Here is a 16,713-nt window from a genome sequence, read left to right as displayed (position 1 = left end):
TATGTTAATGAAGTTAAGATTATTTGTTCGAAAATCTTTGTATTATTTTTTGAATACTGCTGTAAAAACAGATAAAGTACTGCTTTCTGGTTTTTCAAGAGGTCTTCAAAATGTAAATTTTGGAGGAAAAAACGCAGTACCTGATAAATGTAACTTTTCAGGAAAAATAAGCATTGGTTACGCAACGACATTAGGATATAATAACTTTTTTGCTGGTAATATTAAAATTGGAAAATATTGTCAGATAGGTACTGATGTTGCCATTCATGCAACAAATCATCCTATACATCATCTTACAACTTATATTAATTATAATTTGTTTCAAGGAGATTTAAATCAATTTAAAGAAGAAAAGGAAATACAAATAGGACATGATGTATGGATTGGGCACAATGCTATAATAGTTGGAAATATTACTGTCGGAAATGGAGCAATTATTGCGGCAGGTTCTGTTGTTACTAAAGATGTTTTGCCTTATTCAATTGTTGGTGGAGTTCCTGCAAAACAAATTGGTAAAAGATTCTCTGAATTAATAATTAGGGAAATTGAAGAATTGGAATGGTGGAATTTTTCAGAATCTGAGTTAGAAAAAATAAAACCTCTGTTTTTTAAAGATTTTCAAAATAAAAATAGTATTTATGAATAAGACTATTGCTATAATCCCTGCCCGTGGAGGTTCCAAGCGCATACCTGAAAAAAACATTCAGTTTTTAGGAGAATTACCTCTGCTTACTCATTCGATATTATATGCAAAAGAAAACAATGAAGTAATAGATGATGTTTATGTTTCGACTGATGATGCTGAAATAAAAAAAATAGCACTGCAATTTGGAGCAAAAGTTATTGATCGTCCCATTTCTCTTTCGGGGGATTTAGAGCCAACAGTTTCAGCATTAAAACATGTTTTACAATCAATTAACTCAGATGTTGAAAATGTTGTTTTATTACAAGCTACAAATCCATTACGTCCTCAAAATTTATTAAAAGAAGTTTTTGAAAAATATCAAAATGATAATTTAGACAGCATATTTACTGTTTCAAGAAATCATCAAAAATTTGGAAAAATTGTAAACAACAAATTCCAGCCGTTTAATTACACTATCGGGCAGAGAAGTCAGGATTTAGAACCACTTTTTTTTGAAAACGGATTACTTTATATTTCAAAAGCTTCCTTAATTCTAAAAGATATTATTATTTCAGAAAATGCATTTCCATTCGAAGTAAATCATATTTTTGCACAAATTGATATCGATAATTCCGATGATTTAGATTATGCAAGATACTTTTATCAAAAACAATAAAACCCCAAATCCTAAAAATAATGAATCCATATATAGAAATAGCAGGTCGTAAAATTGGACCAGATTTTCCACCATTAGTTATTGCTGAGATCGGAATCAATCACGAAGGCTCTTTAGAAGTAGCAAAAGAAATGGTTGATGCTGCATACAGAGCAGGAGTTGAGATAGTAAAACACCAGACTCATATTGTAGAAGATGAAATGTCTGGCGCAGCAAAAAAAGTAATTCCAGGAAATGCAGATGTTTCTATTTACGAAATTATGGAAAGATGCTCGCTAAATGAATCTCAAGAACTAGAATTGAAAAATTATGTCGAAAGCAAAGGCATGATTTTTATTTCGACACCTTTTTCAAGAGCAGCTGCAGAAAGATTAAAAAAATTTGATATTCCGGCTTATAAAATTGGTTCTGGAGAATGCAACAATTATCCTTTGCTAGAGCATATTGCTTCATTTGGAAAACCTGTAATTTTAAGCACAGGAATGAATACAATAGAAAGTATTCAAAAAGCTGTTGCGATTTTTGATAAACACAACATTCCAGTTGCTTTATTGCATACTACAAATTTATATCCAACACCAATTCATTTAGTTCGTTTTGGAGCCATGGTCGAACTTCACGAAGCTTTTCCAGACAAAGTATTAGGATTAAGCGATCATACTCTTAATAATAATGCTTGTTTAGGTGCAGTAGCGCTTGGGGCAAGTATTTTAGAAAGACATTTTACAGATCATATGCAACGAACAGGTCCGGATATTGTTTGCAGTATGGATGAAAAAGCATGTGCCGAATTAATTGTTTCAAGTGCAGAAATTGCCTTAATGCGAGGCGGAACTAAAAAACCTGCTCTTGAAGAACAAGTAACAATTGATTTTGCTTTTGCTACCGTTTGTGCTATAAAAGCAATTAAAAAAGGAGAGATTTTATCTAAAGAAAATATTTGGGTTAAACGTCCCGGAACTGGTAAAATTTTAGCAGAACACTTTAATGATTTAATTGGAAAAACTGCTGTGAGGGATATTGAAAATGACGAGCAATTAGATTTTACTGATTTTGAGTAATCCGCCAAAAAAAATATTATTTCTTACCGGCACCCGTGCAGATTTCGGGAAAATAAAATCTCTTATTCAAACTCTCGAAGAACAGCAGGATTTTGAAACTTTTGTTTTCGTTACCGGAATGCATCTGCAGGAAATTTATGGCTATACATTGATCGAAATAGAACGTTGCAATTTTAAAAACGTTTTTACTTTCGAAAATCATACGCACGAAACTACAATGGATTTGACATTGGCAAAAACCATTGAAGGTTTGTCAAATTATTGTAAAACCATAAAGCCAGATATGATTGTCGTGCATGGAGACAGAGTAGAAACACTTGCCGGAGCCATAGTAGGATCATTAAATAATATTTTAGTAGCTCATATTGAAGGCGGTGAAGTTTCCGGAACTGTTGATGAATTAATTCGTCATAGTGTTAGTAAACTAAGCCACATACATTTTGTATCAAATAAGCAAGCCGCAAAAAGGTTGCAGCAAATGGGAGAGGTAAAAGAATCTATTTTTACCATTGGTTCGCCAGATATAGATATTATGTTTTCTAACAATCTGCCTTCTCCTGAAACAGCAAAACAATATTATCAGATTTCTTTTAATGATTATGCACTTGTAATGTTTCACCCAGTTACAACAGAGTTCAATTCGATGAAAGAGTATGCCGTTACTTTTGTTGACTGTTTATTAAAAGATAATCGTAACTATATTGTTATTTTTCCAAACAATGATTTGGGAAGCCAATTCATAATTGACGAATTTAAAAGACTGGAAGGAAATAAAAGATTCAGAATTTTCCCATCATTGCGATTCGAATATTTTCTAACATTATTAAAAAACAGTCAATTTATAATTGGCAACAGCAGTGCAGGAATTCGCGAAGCTCCTTATTATGGAATCCCAATTATAAATATAGGAACCCGTCAGCAAAACAGAGCTGTTCATGCAGATATTATCAATGTCAATTATTCAAAGAAAGATATTCTTGAAGCTCTTTCTAAAATAGATTCTCACAAAGTTCAGGTTTCAGATAATGATTTTGGAGAAGGAAATAGTAACGAATTGTTTTTGCAATCACTAAAGAAAAACGATATTTGGCAGCTAAATCACCAGAAACAATTTAGAGATATATAATTCTCGGTTTACAAATACCATTTTAAGTACTTATGTTTTTTAACTCCATAGCATTTGCTATCTTTTTACCAATTGTCTTTTTCCTGTATTGGTTTGTTTTTAACAAAAACAAAAGCACCCAAAATGCTTTATTAATCATTGCCAGTTATTATTTTTATTCTTGTTGGGATTGGAGATTTCTGTTTTTATTGGTTTTCTCAACTTTTCTGGATTATTACACAGGAATTCAAATTGAAAAAGGAAAATCAGAGAAAAGCCGAAAATTTTGGTTTTGGTTAAGTATTTTGGTCAATCTGGGATTTTTAGGAGTTTTCAAATATTATAATTTCTTTGCCTCTTCATTTTCAGAATTATTAAATTCAGCAGGAGTAAAAGCAAGTCCATTTTTACTGAATGTTATTTTGCCTGTCGGAATTTCATTTTATACTTTCCACGGACTTTCTTATGTCATCGATATTTATTTTAAAAGAATAAAAGCCGAATATAACTTTGTAGATTATTCCTTATTTGTGAGTTATTTTCCACTGCTGGTTGCCGGACCAATTGAAAGAGCAACACACTTACTCCCAGAAATAAAAGTTAAGCGTGAATTTGATTTAGAAAATGCAAAACAAGGAGTTTATCAAATTATTTGGGGCTTAGTAAAAAAGGTAATTATTGCAGATACTTGTGCGCCTTATGCCAATGCGGTTTTCGATAATTATACTTCAATGAATTCCTTCTCACTTATTTTAGGAGCTGTATATTTTGCTTTTCAAATTTATGGAGACTTCTCAGGATATTCAGACATTGCACTCGGTGTATCCAAATTGTTTGGTTTAGATTTATTGCGAAACTTCAATTATCCTTATTTTTCAAGAGATATAGCAGAGTTTTGGCGTCGCTGGCATATTTCACTTTCTTCTTGGTTTCGAGATTATTTATATATCCCGTTAGGAGGAAGTAAAGGCGGACTTTGGATGAAAATAAGAAACACATTCATCATTTTTGTTGTGAGTGGTTTTTGGCACGGTGCAAACTGGACATACCTAGCCTGGGGATTCATAAATGCAGTTTATTTTCTGCCATTGCTTCTATCAAACAGTAATCGAAATAACATGGACACAATTCAGCTCAAATTTAATTTTGATTCTGTAAAAGTATTCTTAAGCATACTTTACACCTTTGCATTAACCTGTATTGCTTGGGTATTTTTTAGAGCTAAAACAATTACAGATGCTGTTTTGTATTTAAAGCGAATTATTACCAGTAAAGATTTTAGTTTTCAGTATTTAGATAACGAGCGTTATAGTTACGAATTGTTACTTATGATTGGAATATTTGTTTTAATCGAATGGAATAATCGCAGCAAAGTAGAACCACTTTCTGGAAAATGGAGCACCTTAAAAGTAGCGTTGGCAATCTTAGCCATTATGGCTTTCGGAACTTTTTCAGATTATAAAGAATTTATATATTTTCAGTTTTAATGAAGAAGTTTTTAATTTATATCGCTAAAATTATTTTAGTAACCGTTTTAATTGCATTTCTATTAGATGGTTTGTATACTTATGTTTTTATGCGTTCTAATAATAGAGGAAAAATTGAAAAGGTATTCAATTCAAAAGCCCAGAAATATGATGTTGTTTTTTTAGGATCTTCAAGAGCAAATAATCATTTTGTGGCACAAATGTTTGAAGACAAAGGACTAAAAGCATTCAATTACGGAATGAGCGGCGGGCATTTATTTGAGGCCTCTTTGATGTTGAAATTAATGATTGAAAGAAAATACGAAATCAAAAATGTCATCCTTGAAGCCGACTTGAATTTGTCTAATGAACATCAGGCAGAAGGGATTTCTGCAAGATTCCTGCCTTATATTCATAATTCAGAAGTTATTAAAGATCACTTTTCAAATGAAGCAGATTTTAATGAACTCTATTACATTCCATTTTATAGATATATTAAATATGATGGCAAAATAGGGTTTAGAGAAACTTTTTTTATTTCAATTGATAAAAAAACAAACGCTTTAGATAATTTGGGTTATTATCCTTTGGTAAAACATAAAAATGGCAATATGAAAAATAATATTGTCAATTTAAACCCATTAAAACACAATAAATATTACGAAGAAATTAAAAATATTTGCAAAGCTAATAACATTAATTTCATTTCAGTGATGACACCAATGTGTGAAAATACTAAAGGAATGAATTACTTTGATAAGGTAAAAAAAATATATCCTGAAATTCATAATTATGAAAATGTTGTAATTGAAGATAAATACTTTGCATCCTGTGGCCATATGAATGATGCTGGTTCAAAGAAGTTTACGGAAAGAATTTTAAAAGATTTTTTTAAGAAATAATCTTTTTTCGATGGAAAAAAATAAAATAGTATTGCTGTTTCCTGATGGAGTTGGAATTAGAAATTATCTTTATTCTAATGTTTTCAGTAATTTAAAAAAAGATACAATTCTGTTTCATAATTTCGATCCAGAAACCATAACAGCTATTAAGAAAAACATTCCAATTAATGAGGAATTTTTAATTCCATCCTATAGGGAGTCTGTTAGAGAAAAGTTTTTAAGAGAATTAATTTGTCTGTCAAGATTATATTACAACAATTCTAAAGTTAATAATCCAACCTTATTAACAAATTGGAATTGGAAACAGAAAGGATTTTCAAAAAAGATATTCTATAAGGTAATAGAGTTATTATCAGTCTTTTTTAAAAAGTATTCAAGCATTTTAAAACTTGAAAAAATGTATCAGAAAGCTATTCGTCAAAATTCATTTTACAATGAAGTAAGAAATATTCTGAAACATGCCCAAATTGATCATGTTTTCTGTTCACATCAAAGAGCATTAAATGCAGCTCCAATTTTTGCTGCAGCAATTGATTTGGGAATTAAAACAAGTACTGTGATTTATTCTTGGGATAATTTGCCTAAAGCTCGGTTAGCATTGCGTGCAGAGAATTATTTAGTGTGGTCTGATTATATGAAAAATGAATTGAAACTATATTATCCTGAAATTCCAACAGAAAATATTCATATTACAGGAACTCCACAGTTTGAGTTTTACGATGAACCAAAAAATATAATTGATAAAGAAATTTTCTATCAGAAATATAATTTAGATTTAAACAAAAGAATTATTTGCTTTTCTGGGGATGACACTAAAACTTCTCCAGATGATCCAAGTTATTTGAAAGATATAGCCGAGGAAATTATCAAAGCAAATTTGCAGAATGAATATCAAATTTTATTAAGAAGATGCCCGGTTGATTTCTCAGGAAGATTTGATAAGATCGTAGAGCAATACAAAGATTTAATTAAAGAAGCACCGCCCTTATGGTATTTCAGTAAATCAAAAGAGTGGAATACAGTTTATCCAACTTTCGACGATGTAAAGTTGTTAGTAAGTACAGCATTTTATTCTGATATAGTTATAAATGTTGGTTCTACTATGGCTTTTGATTTTGAAATGTTTAATAAGCCCTGTATATTTATTAATTATGACCAGTCAAATAAAAACGTGAAAGATTGGTCTGTAAAAACCATTTATCAATTTCAACATTTTAGAAGTATGCCAAATGAAAATTCCATTATTTGGTTGAATAGTAAAGATGAAATTGCTCAAAAGGTTGTTTTGCAGATAAACAAGAATGTTGATATGATCCATTGGAAAGAAATAATACTTGGAGATTATAAAAATGCATCTAATAATATTCGCAAAATAATAAATTAGATAGATATGCACATCTGTTTCATAACTAATGAATTTCCAAAAAAAGGGCATCCCCATGGAGGAATAGGCAGTTTTGTTAAAACGCTGGCAGTTTCGTTGGCTAAAAAAGATTTTCAAATATCAGTTATCGGAATTAACTATACTCCAAATAATGAATCTGAAATTGTAGAAGGAATAAATGTTTATCGATTAAAAAAAAGCACAATAAAAGGATTTTCCTGGTATTTTAATTCGAAGGCACTGAATAAAAAAATTAAAGAGATTCATAAAGAAAATCCGATACACATCATTGAATCTTCTGAACTTGGACTTGCTTTACTTTCTAAAATAAAAGATATAAAATACATTATCCGTTTACACGGAGGACATCATTTTTTTGCTGAAAGTGAAAACAGGAAAATTAATAAATGGAAAGGATTTCAGGAAAAAAAATCTTTTAGTAAAGCAGATGCTTTTATTGCCGTTTCTCAATATGTAAAAAAACATACGGAACAATATTTAAGCTATAATAATAAACCAATAGCTTACATAAGCAATCCTATTGATACAGATTTTTTTCAACCAATAATTGAAAATGAATCTGACAACAAGATTGTTTTTGCTGGAACGGTCTGCGAAAAAAAAGGAATACGCCAGTTGATTCAGGCTCTTCCATTCGTTAAGAAAGAATTTCCGAACGCAACATTAGAAATTTATGGTAGAGATTGGTTTTTTTCAGATGGCACATCCTATATAAAAATGTTGAAGGACAAAGAATTAATAAAACTTGGAGAAATTTCTAAAAGTATTAATTTTCATGGGGCTATTCCTTATTCTGATATTCCGAAAGCATATTCAAGTGCTTCGGTTTGCGTATTCCCTTCTCATATGGAAACTCAGGGATTAGTTGCACCTGAAGCAATGGCTATGGAAAAACCAGTTGTTTTTACAAAATTGGGACCTGGTCCTGAGGCTATAGAAAATTATAAGACTGGATTATTATGTGATCCTTACTGCCCAAAGGATATTGCTGAAAAAATCATTTGGATTTTATTTAATAAACAAGAAGCAAAAGAAATAGGTAAAAAAGCCAGAGAACAAGTTCTTAAAAAATATGGACTCGAAAATATCGTTTGTCAAAATATTGATTTTTATAAAATGTAATTTTGTATAGAAAGCATTCGAGGTATGATTCACAAGCCGAAGATGTGAATTTGACAGTTTTAATGAAATATAAAAATGAAAACAATTTTAATTGCACATAATTATACCAAGGGGTCATTTGCTTATATGAGTTATTGTTTAGCTCAAAGTTTGGCTAATGATGGCAGAAGAGTTGTCTTTATATCTCATAAACCTTTTTTTAGTAAACCATTCAGAGAAAATATTGATAAGGGAGAGTTATTAGTTTATTCTTGGCCAACAGAAAACCGACCTGTTAAAATTTCTGATGCGCTTTGGTATGCAAAAATTTATCTTAAATACAAGCCAAGTATTGTAATAAGTCATTTTGTAAATGTTAATATTACTACAATAGTCTCAAAAATACTTTCGTTAGGAAGAGTTAAAACCCTTCCTTATTATCATACATTATCAAGTCAAATTAATGAAGATGTTTCGGTATCATCTTTTAAAAAGAACCTTAAAAAAAACAGAAAGAAATTACTTTATAAATGGTTTGCTGACTTGATAATATGTCCTTCAGATTTTGCTAGGGAAGATTTGAAGAAATATTTTCAATGTAAGAATAGTGTAAAAATTCTTAACCCAATGAGAGATAGATTCAGTGGAAAAATAGTTATGGATTCGAATTTTATTGTAATTTCTTATTTGGGACGTTTAGAACCCTCAAAAGGAATTATTGAATTAATAAATGCTTTTTTAGCTTATAAAAAGAAGTTTCAAATGTCGAAGATTATTCTAAATATTGCTGGAAGCGGAAGTCAATATGATCAAGTATTGAAATTATGTAATGTTAATACGGATATAAATTTTCAAGGAGCATTATCCTATAACGAAATAGATCAGTATTTAAACAAAAGTCACTACACAATTATACCGTCAAAATTTGATAATTTACCAACAGTTGGTTTGGAGTCAATGATGAACCATACACCACTACTAATTTCAAATAATACGGGGTTGACTAAAGAACTTAAAGATGAAATAGATTGTTTTAAATTTAATCCAACTTTAGAAGGAATGATCTCATTATTTGAAAACGTTGAGAATAATTTTGATAATCACATTAATATGGGAATCGAAGCAAGAAAAACATATTTGAAAAAATTTGGAACAGATAGCTATTGCACAGTAATGAAAAAAATAATTGAAACCTTATCAGTTATTAAATAAAAATTCAAACTCCATGAACTTTACCATCATTACTCACGTTATTCATTATAAAGATGATTCGCTCTTATTAGGCTATGGACCTTATATTAGAGAGATGAATATTTGGTTAAAACATGTTGATAATGTTACTATTGTAGCTCCTTTTAGTAAAGAAAAAGGAGGGAATATTGATTTGGCTTATCAACATTCTAAAATAAGTTTTAATGAAATACCTGCTTTAGCATTTAATCGTCCTTTACGGATTTTAAAAAGCATGCTCAATTTACCCTTGATAATCTGGAAAATATTTATGGCAATGCAAAATTCTGATCATATTCATTTACGCTGTCCTGGAAATGTAGGATTGATTAGTTGTTTCGTTCAGGTTTTTTTTCCTAATAAAATAAAAACAGCAAAATATGCAGGAAACTGGGACCCAAAAAGTAAACAGCCTTGGACTTATAATTTGCAAAAATATATATTAAATAATACATTTTTAACCCGAAATATGCAGGTTTTAGTGTATGGCGAATGGGAAAATCAATCAAAAAATATAAAGTCTTTTTTTACGGCAACTTATTCAGATTATGAAAAAGGAGTAATACAAAAGAGAAACTTAAACCTGGGAGCAGAATTTGTTTTTGTGGGAAGTTTAGTTACAGGTAAAAATCCAATGTATGCTTTAAAACTAATAAATGGTTTAGTTAAAAAAGAAACCAAGGTTATGCTCAACATATTTGGCGAAGGACCGGAAAGAAATAATATAGAAAATTATATTCAAGAAAATAAGCTTGAGGATTTGGTTTTTTTACATGGGAATCAAAATCAGGATATTATAAAAGATGCTTATAAAAGAAGTCATTTTGTTATTTTACCATCAAAAAGCGAGGGTTGGCCAAAAGCTGTTGCTGAAGGAATGTTTTGGAGTAATGTTCCCTTGTCTACAAACGTTTCATGTATATCATATATGCTTGATAAAGGTAAAAGAGGAATTTTGCTGGAAATGAATTTAGAGAAAGATTTGGTGCGAATTGAAAATTTACTTTTAGATCAAACCAATTATATTAAAATAGGTAAGTTAGCTGCTGAATGGTCCCAAAATTATACTACTGAGGTTTTTGAAACTGAAATAGAAAAACTGATTATAAAATGAGAGTTGTTCAAATAATAGATTCTTTAGAAGCAGGCGGGGCTGAAAGAATGGCAGTAAATTATGCAAATGCCTTATCTGGAAAAATAAAATTTTCAGGCTTAATAGCTACAAGGAAACAAGGCCAATTGGTTAAACAGATAAATGGTAAGGTATCTTATTTGTTTTTAAATAAAAAAAAAGCGATAGATATAAAAAGCACTTTTAGACTGCGAAAATATATAAAAAGCAATAAAGTTGAAATTATACATGCTCATGGTTCTTCATTTTTTATTGCAGTTTTAGTAAAATTGACTTTGCCAAGAATTAAAATATTTTGGCATGATCATTACGGAACCAGAATAAAAGAATCAAAATTTAAAAACAAAACCTTAATTTCTTTGTCTCTTTTTTTTTATTCAATTTTTGTAGTTAGTAATCAATTGAAAGAATGGAATAAAAAAAATATGCTATGTAAAAGAGTAACCTTTGTTCCTAATTTTACCACCGAAAAAAATGACTTGGAAAAAACTACCAATTTAAAGGGAATAGAGGGAAAAAGGATTGTTTTTTTAGCAAATTTAAAAAATCCTAAAAATCATATTTTAATTCTAAAATCTTTTTTTGAATTAGGATTAAAAGATTCAGATTGGAGTTTGCATTTAATAGGAAAAGATTATTTTGATGCTTATTCAGAATCCATAAAGTCATTTATCAAATCAAACTCTTTAGAAAAACATATACATTTGTATGGCGAAAGAAATGACATTCCTTATGTTTTATCTCAAGGAACAATTGGAGTTTTATCCTCAACAGAAGAAGGTTTTCCGGTAACATTGTTAGAATATGGTTTAGCAGGTTTAGCTGTTGTTACTACAAATGTTGGTTATTGTTCTGAAATTATAAAAAATGATTATTCCGGTTTATTATTTAACCCGGAAAATGAATTGGAAGTAAAATCTCAGTTATTAAAAATAACAGGAAACGAACCATTAAGAAAGAGAGTTGTCAAAAATTTAAAACAATCAATACTTAATAATTATTCAGAAGAAGAAGTAATTAATAAGTTGATACTTTTGTACAAAAGTAATTAATCATGAAAAAAACATTATCATATAGTCATCTTGTCTTGATTCATGCTGCTATTGCTTTGGCTATTTTTGTTGTGCCTTTTTTATCTAAAATTTATGGGCTTCTTGTACCAGTATTAGGACTTCTATTTATTGTTAGAAATAAAAATAAAAATAATGAAGTACTTTTAGTAGTAGCCTATTTAGTAGGTGTTGAGGTTTTCTTGAGGATGACAGGAGGTAATTTTAATAATGAATATGTCAAGTTTCTCGTTATCTTTTTTATGCTTATTGGAATGATCTACAGTAATTTTTCGATAAACGCATCAGTATATTTGGTTTTTTTATTATTATTAATTCCAGGTATTTTGGTTACAACTGTCTCCGAAAATCTAAATACAGACATTAGAAAAGCTTTAGTTTTTAATTTATCAGGCCCCCTGTGTTTGGCAATTGCATCAATTTATATGTATAAAAGAAGGATATTATTTTCCAACTTACAAAATGTTCTAATTGTTATGGGCTTACCTATAATTACAACAATCACATATTTATTTTTATATAATCCAAGTGTGAGAGATGTTGTAACAGGAACGCAGTCGAATTTTGAAACTTCAGGAGGATTCGGCCCTAATCAAGTTTCAACAATTTTGGGATTGGGAATATTTATATTTTTTTCACAATTTGCTCTTTCTTCAAAGTCAAAAAAAGAAATAGTCTTAAACAGTATTTTGTTAATATTTGTAAGCTACAGAGCAATAGCAACTTTTTCAAGAGGAGGAGTAATAACAGGAGTGGTAATGATTATTTGTTTGTTATTCTTACTGTATTATTTATCAAATAAAAGAGGAAAAAATAAAGTAGGTCTAATTTTATTACTTATAAGTGTTCTTGGAATGGGGATTTGGAGTTATACTTCATCGCAAACTAGAGGGCTTATTGAAAAAAGATATGCGAATAAAGATGCTAAAGGACGAGAAAAGAATGATCGTTTAGGAGGAAGAGAAGCTATTATTGGTGCTGATTTAGAATTGTTTTTGGAGAATCCGATTTTAGGAATTGGTGCAGGAATGGGAAAAGACATAAGAAAAGAATCACTAGGACAATCAGTTGCCGCTCATAACGAAATATCGCGTATGTTAAGCGAGCATGGTTTATTTGGAATTTTTGGTTTTTTGATTTTGTTTATTGTTCCATTTGTAATTTATATAAACAATCAACAGCATTTGTATTTTTTTTCTTTCTTTCTTTTTTGGCTTCTTACTATAAATCACGCTGCTATGCGAATTGCTGCTCCTGCTTTTGTGTATGCTCTTACACTTCTTTCAGTACAAGTTAAGATTCCTGAAAAAACAAGTAATAACCTAAAGTAAGTTTCGTTTTTTATAATACATTTGCCCCAAGTTTAAGCCCCTAAACCTGCCATAATATGCGTTCAACTAATAAAATGCATTTTGAAATTTCAGAACGAAAAGTTTTGCTTTTTGCTTTTGATACTATTTTCGTTTTGTCTACATTGTATTTCTTAAGTTTCTTTTTTGACTATCATTATTTTGCTTTCGAAATACAGACTATTTATCGACCTATAATCCTTGTTGGATATCTATATATTTTTGGAACGATTTTCGAAATGTATAATCTACAGGTTGCAAGTAATCAGTTTCAAATACTCAAAAGTGTTGTCCTTTCAGTATCTTCAACAGTTTTAGTATATCTTCTTACACCGATTTTATCACCTGAACTCCCAAAGCAAAGACTAGTAATATTAATCTTTTATTTCACATTAGTTTTTACAGTTCTATTATGGCGTTTTTTCTATGCATTATTTCTGGCATCACATCGTTTTTCTCAAAATGTAGTTTTAATATGTGATCAAGGTGAGGTGGAGGAATTAGTATTAGGATTGGAAAATGTTGACCCGCATTATAAAATTATAGGATTTGTTAATTCCGATTCTCTTTCTACAACAAATTCTGATTTTCATTATGTAAAAGAAATTGATAAAAGTGAATTAGAAGATTTTGTAATCAAAAATAACGTTTCAGAAATTGTAATTGCCTCTCAAAAAACCGATGGAATCACCGCCGATTTATACCAGCAATTACTTCACTTACTAGAATCCGGAAATGTAATTCGAGAATATACACAAGTTTACGAAAGCAAAACACAACGTATTCCTGTACATTATATAGCTCGTGATTTTTATCGTTTTTTTCCTTTCAGCCGCAGCAATAACAATAAATTGTATTTGTTTTTAATACGTTTCATAGAACTCTTGTTCTCTTTTACAGGTTTAATAATCTGCACGGTTTTCATTCCCTTTATTTCTATCGCAAATCTTATCGGAAACAAAGGCAGTCTTTTTTATACACAAGACCGCGTTGGAAAGAACGGCAATGTTTTTAAGATTTATAAATTCAGAACCATGATTGAAGCTTCTGAAACAAATGGTGCTGTTTTTGCCGTTTTTAATGATAAAAGAATTACTCCATTTGGAAAATTCATGCGTAAATCCAGAATAGACGAATTACCGCAGTTTTATAATATTTTAAAAGGAGATATGGCTGTAATTGGCCCAAGACCCGAAAGACCATTTTTTGTGGAGGAAATAGCCCGAGTAATGCCTTTTTACGAAACTCGCCATGTAATTAAACCGGGACTTACCGGCTGGGCACAGGTAAATTATTCCTATGGAGAATCGATTGATGAAAGTTTGATAAAACTGCAATATGATTTATACTACATCAAACACAGAAGTGTTTTCCTTGATTTAAGTATTACTTTTAAAACAATTACAACTGTTTTATTTTACAGAGGCCAATAATGTTAGATTATTATTGGTATACGTTTTACATTTCGTATTACAACCCTTACCAAAACAAAACCACTTGTAATGATCATTGGCAGTACAATTAAAAAATGTGCCTTATTGATCATAAATAGGCTGTAGACAACTAGAAAAATTAAATGTAAAACAGCAAATCTATAAGTCCATCTTTTGTTCTTTACAATAGAAAAGAAAATCAAAAGCAGTAAAAGCGGACTAAATAGTAACACGTTATAATTCATCGCCAGTTCTTGGTGAAAAGAATAAAATCCAACCGAAACAAAAAAGATTCCCATTAAAGATAAAATCAAAAGATAGATTTTATCTACAATTTTGTTGTGTACAACAACTACAAACCCTAAAATAAGTAAATAAGTATAAATGTTATTCCACCAAGAAGTTGGAGTTTCTTTCTCAAAACTTAAAAGTGTTTTACTCTTTCCCGCTAAAAGATGACCTTGAAAGGTTGTTTCGTCTAAACTATTTTTTAAGTCAAAAGGAAGAAAAATTCTAGTGGCTAATTGATCTACTTTAGTTCCAAAAATAATACTGGTTCCCAATTGATCATAAAAATGCCCTTTAAAATAAGGGAACAAAACAGAGCGATAAGTTTTATCAGTATCATTCTTTTTTACAATTACATTTCCGCCTAAAGTTGAATTGATAACATCAACAACCATCGATGTACAATTTTTATCAATAAACTTATAAGTATAGTAACGTTCTTCGGATAATAAAACAGTATTTAATTTATCAAAAAGTTTCTGTTTTAATTCAGGAGAAAGAAGTAATTCCTGCTCAAAAACACTTCTTTTTTCATAAGTATAATCATTTAGAAAATCCGCAAATGAATGAGCGACTACAAAATACTGCAAGTCACCTTTTGTAAATTTGGCAACAAAATTGGGTGTTCTAAAATCAAAAGCACCGTAATTATAAACTACATCAAGATTGTTTATTGGGTCTGCAACACGAATGGCAGTATGTCCAAAATAAGAATACGTTTCATTCCCTAATCCGCAGGTAATGACGCTTATTTTAGCGTATTTTGATAATGGTATGTTTTGACCAAAACCAATAGTAAAACTTAGTAATAATAGTAAACTAAAAAGTGTTTTTTGTAAAAGGACTTTTTTCATAATTTAAAATTTTAAGAAGTTTATTATCTAAAAATACCAAGATCAACTTTTATAGAGAAAATATTAGAATACAAAGCCGCACTTTGATTTCCTAAATCAGTTAAAGCGTAATCAATCTGAATGCCTTTGTATTTAAATCCAAGACCAATATTAGGTTGAAAACTTAATTTTTCGCTATTATCTAACTGCATCACATTTTGAAAATTTCCAGCTCCGGCTCTTAAAAAGACAATATCGGTATAGCCAAATTCAAAACCAAGTGAAGGATCAATACTCACAGCTTTAGACGAAATAATATCGTTTGTCTGTTCAAAACGCATGTTTAAATTTCCTGCCGCCAAAAGGCTGTAATCATCATGGAATTCAAATTTTTTAGAAACTCCTAATTGCGCTTTTGGTAAAGTAATTTCGGTACTTTCTGGTAATTCGTTATTTTCTCCCGGAATCGCATTGGCAATTTTTGCATATTCTTCCTCATCAATATTCCAAACATTATAAGTTGTCGTAATATCGCGCAGCATCAATCCAAATTTCCAGTCGTTATGTTCAAACTGAAGTCCAACATCAAAACCAAAACCCCATGAATTGGCAAATTTTCCAATCACTCTTCGGATAATTTTTGCATTTACACCATATTGAAATCCTTCAACAGGAAGTTTTCTGGCATATGAAAAAGTAAAACCATAATCGGCTGTAGAAAATAAACGAATTCTGTTGTAATCAATATTTCCCTGACTGTCGATTAATTGAGTCGTATCCATAATATCATCAACTCCAAAACGAATCATCGAAATTCCCCAGGCACTTCGATCATCAATAGGACTTGCGTAGCCAATAAAATCATATTGCGCAATATTGGCAAAATAACTAGCGTGCATTAACGAAACTTGGTGGTCTTCCAGATGCGTTAAACCAGCCGGATTCCAATAAACAGCATTTACATCATTTGTAGAAGCAGTCACAGCACTAGACATTCCCAACGCTGCAGCATCGACACCAATATTCATAAACTCATT

Annotated in this window: 15 protein-coding genes; 13 read left to right on the top strand and 2 right to left on the bottom strand. The window is 30.2% G+C overall.

Translation table 11 applies throughout. The features are described 5' to 3' along the window. Positions 1 to 7 precede the first annotated feature (7 nt). From BUE10_RS15780 to BUE10_RS15720, 13 genes are all read left to right on the top strand, one after another. Complete coding sequence (locus BUE10_RS15780; protein ID WP_159439063.1) at positions 8 to 646, top strand: CatB-related O-acetyltransferase; 639 nt, start codon at positions 8 to 10, stop codon at positions 644 to 646. Beyond that, positions 639 to 1,301, top strand: coding sequence for an acylneuraminate cytidylyltransferase family protein (locus BUE10_RS15775; protein WP_073486608.1), 663 nt, complete (start codon positions 639 to 641; stop codon positions 1,299 to 1,301). Before BUE10_RS15780 ends, BUE10_RS15775 begins: the two co-directional genes overlap by 8 nt. A gap of 20 nt (positions 1,302 to 1,321) precedes the next feature. Continuing rightward, entirely contained in the window at positions 1,322 to 2,362 is a 1,041-nt protein-coding gene (gene neuB / locus BUE10_RS15770; protein ID WP_073486607.1) for an N-acetylneuraminate synthase, read from the top strand. Beyond that, positions 2,355 to 3,488, top strand: coding sequence for a UDP-N-acetylglucosamine 2-epimerase (gene neuC, locus BUE10_RS15765; protein WP_073486606.1), 1,134 nt, complete (start codon positions 2,355 to 2,357; stop codon positions 3,486 to 3,488). The genes neuB and neuC overlap by 8 nt, the downstream gene beginning before the upstream one ends. A 32-nt stretch (positions 3,489 to 3,520) precedes the next feature. Then, positions 3,521 to 4,954, top strand: coding sequence for an MBOAT family O-acyltransferase (locus tag BUE10_RS15760; RefSeq protein WP_073486605.1), 1,434 nt, complete (start codon positions 3,521 to 3,523; stop codon positions 4,952 to 4,954). Beyond that, positions 4,954 to 5,835 (top strand): hypothetical protein, encoded by an 882-nt coding sequence (locus BUE10_RS15755; RefSeq protein WP_073486604.1) that lies wholly within the window; start codon positions 4,954 to 4,956, stop codon positions 5,833 to 5,835. Before BUE10_RS15760 ends, BUE10_RS15755 begins: the two co-directional genes overlap by 1 nt. 10 nt (positions 5,836 to 5,845) lie before the next feature. Next, positions 5,846 to 7,219, top strand: coding sequence for a hypothetical protein (locus tag BUE10_RS15750; RefSeq protein WP_073486603.1), 1,374 nt, complete (start codon positions 5,846 to 5,848; stop codon positions 7,217 to 7,219). 6 nt (positions 7,220 to 7,225) lie between these two features. Then, complete coding sequence (locus BUE10_RS15745; RefSeq protein ID WP_073486602.1) at positions 7,226 to 8,362, top strand: glycosyltransferase family 4 protein; 1,137 nt, start codon at positions 7,226 to 7,228, stop codon at positions 8,360 to 8,362. A gap of 75 nt (positions 8,363 to 8,437) precedes the next feature. Further along, on the top strand, positions 8,438 to 9,553 hold the full coding sequence (locus BUE10_RS15740; RefSeq protein WP_073486601.1) for a glycosyltransferase family 4 protein: 1,116 nt from the start codon (positions 8,438 to 8,440) through the stop codon (positions 9,551 to 9,553). A gap of 13 nt (positions 9,554 to 9,566) precedes the next feature. After that, positions 9,567 to 10,685: a glycosyltransferase family 4 protein gene (locus BUE10_RS15735; protein ID WP_073486899.1), complete on the top strand. Its 1,119-nt coding sequence runs from the start codon at positions 9,567 to 9,569 to the stop codon at positions 10,683 to 10,685. Continuing rightward, a complete protein-coding gene (locus tag BUE10_RS15730) occupies positions 10,682 to 11,755 on the top strand; it encodes a glycosyltransferase (protein WP_073486600.1) in 1,074 nt (357 codons plus the stop codon). Before BUE10_RS15735 ends, BUE10_RS15730 begins: the two co-directional genes overlap by 4 nt. A 2-nt stretch (positions 11,756 to 11,757) precedes the next feature. Next, positions 11,758 to 13,104: an O-antigen ligase family protein gene (locus BUE10_RS15725; RefSeq protein ID WP_073486599.1), complete on the top strand. Its 1,347-nt coding sequence runs from the start codon at positions 11,758 to 11,760 to the stop codon at positions 13,102 to 13,104. Positions 13,105 to 13,160: 56 nt separating this feature from the next. Next, on the top strand, positions 13,161 to 14,555 hold the full coding sequence (locus BUE10_RS15720) for an exopolysaccharide biosynthesis polyprenyl glycosylphosphotransferase (RefSeq protein ID WP_073486598.1): 1,395 nt from the start codon (positions 13,161 to 13,163) through the stop codon (positions 14,553 to 14,555). 2 nt (positions 14,556 to 14,557) lie between these two features. Here the strand turns inward: BUE10_RS15720 and BUE10_RS15715 are convergent, their stop codons facing one another. Further along, positions 14,558 to 15,697: a lipoprotein N-acyltransferase Lnb domain-containing protein gene (locus tag BUE10_RS15715; protein ID WP_073486597.1), complete on the bottom strand. Its 1,140-nt coding sequence runs from the start codon at positions 15,695 to 15,697 to the stop codon at positions 14,558 to 14,560. A gap of 23 nt (positions 15,698 to 15,720) precedes the next feature. After that, the gene (locus BUE10_RS15710) at positions 15,721 to 16,704 is read right to left on the bottom strand and encodes a putative type IX sorting system protein PorV2 (protein WP_073486898.1); all 984 of its coding nucleotides are present in this window, start codon (positions 16,702 to 16,704) and stop codon (positions 15,721 to 15,723) included. Between the last annotated feature and the right edge of the window lie 9 nt (positions 16,705 to 16,713).

Origin of the sequence: Flavobacterium sp. CF108, from assembly GCF_900129795.1 — a bacterium.
In the GTDB taxonomy this organism is placed as follows: Bacteria; Bacteroidota; Bacteroidia; order Flavobacteriales; family Flavobacteriaceae; genus Flavobacterium.
The sequence above is the reverse complement of the archived record's forward strand: the minus strand, read 5'-3'. Positions and strand labels throughout refer to the sequence as shown.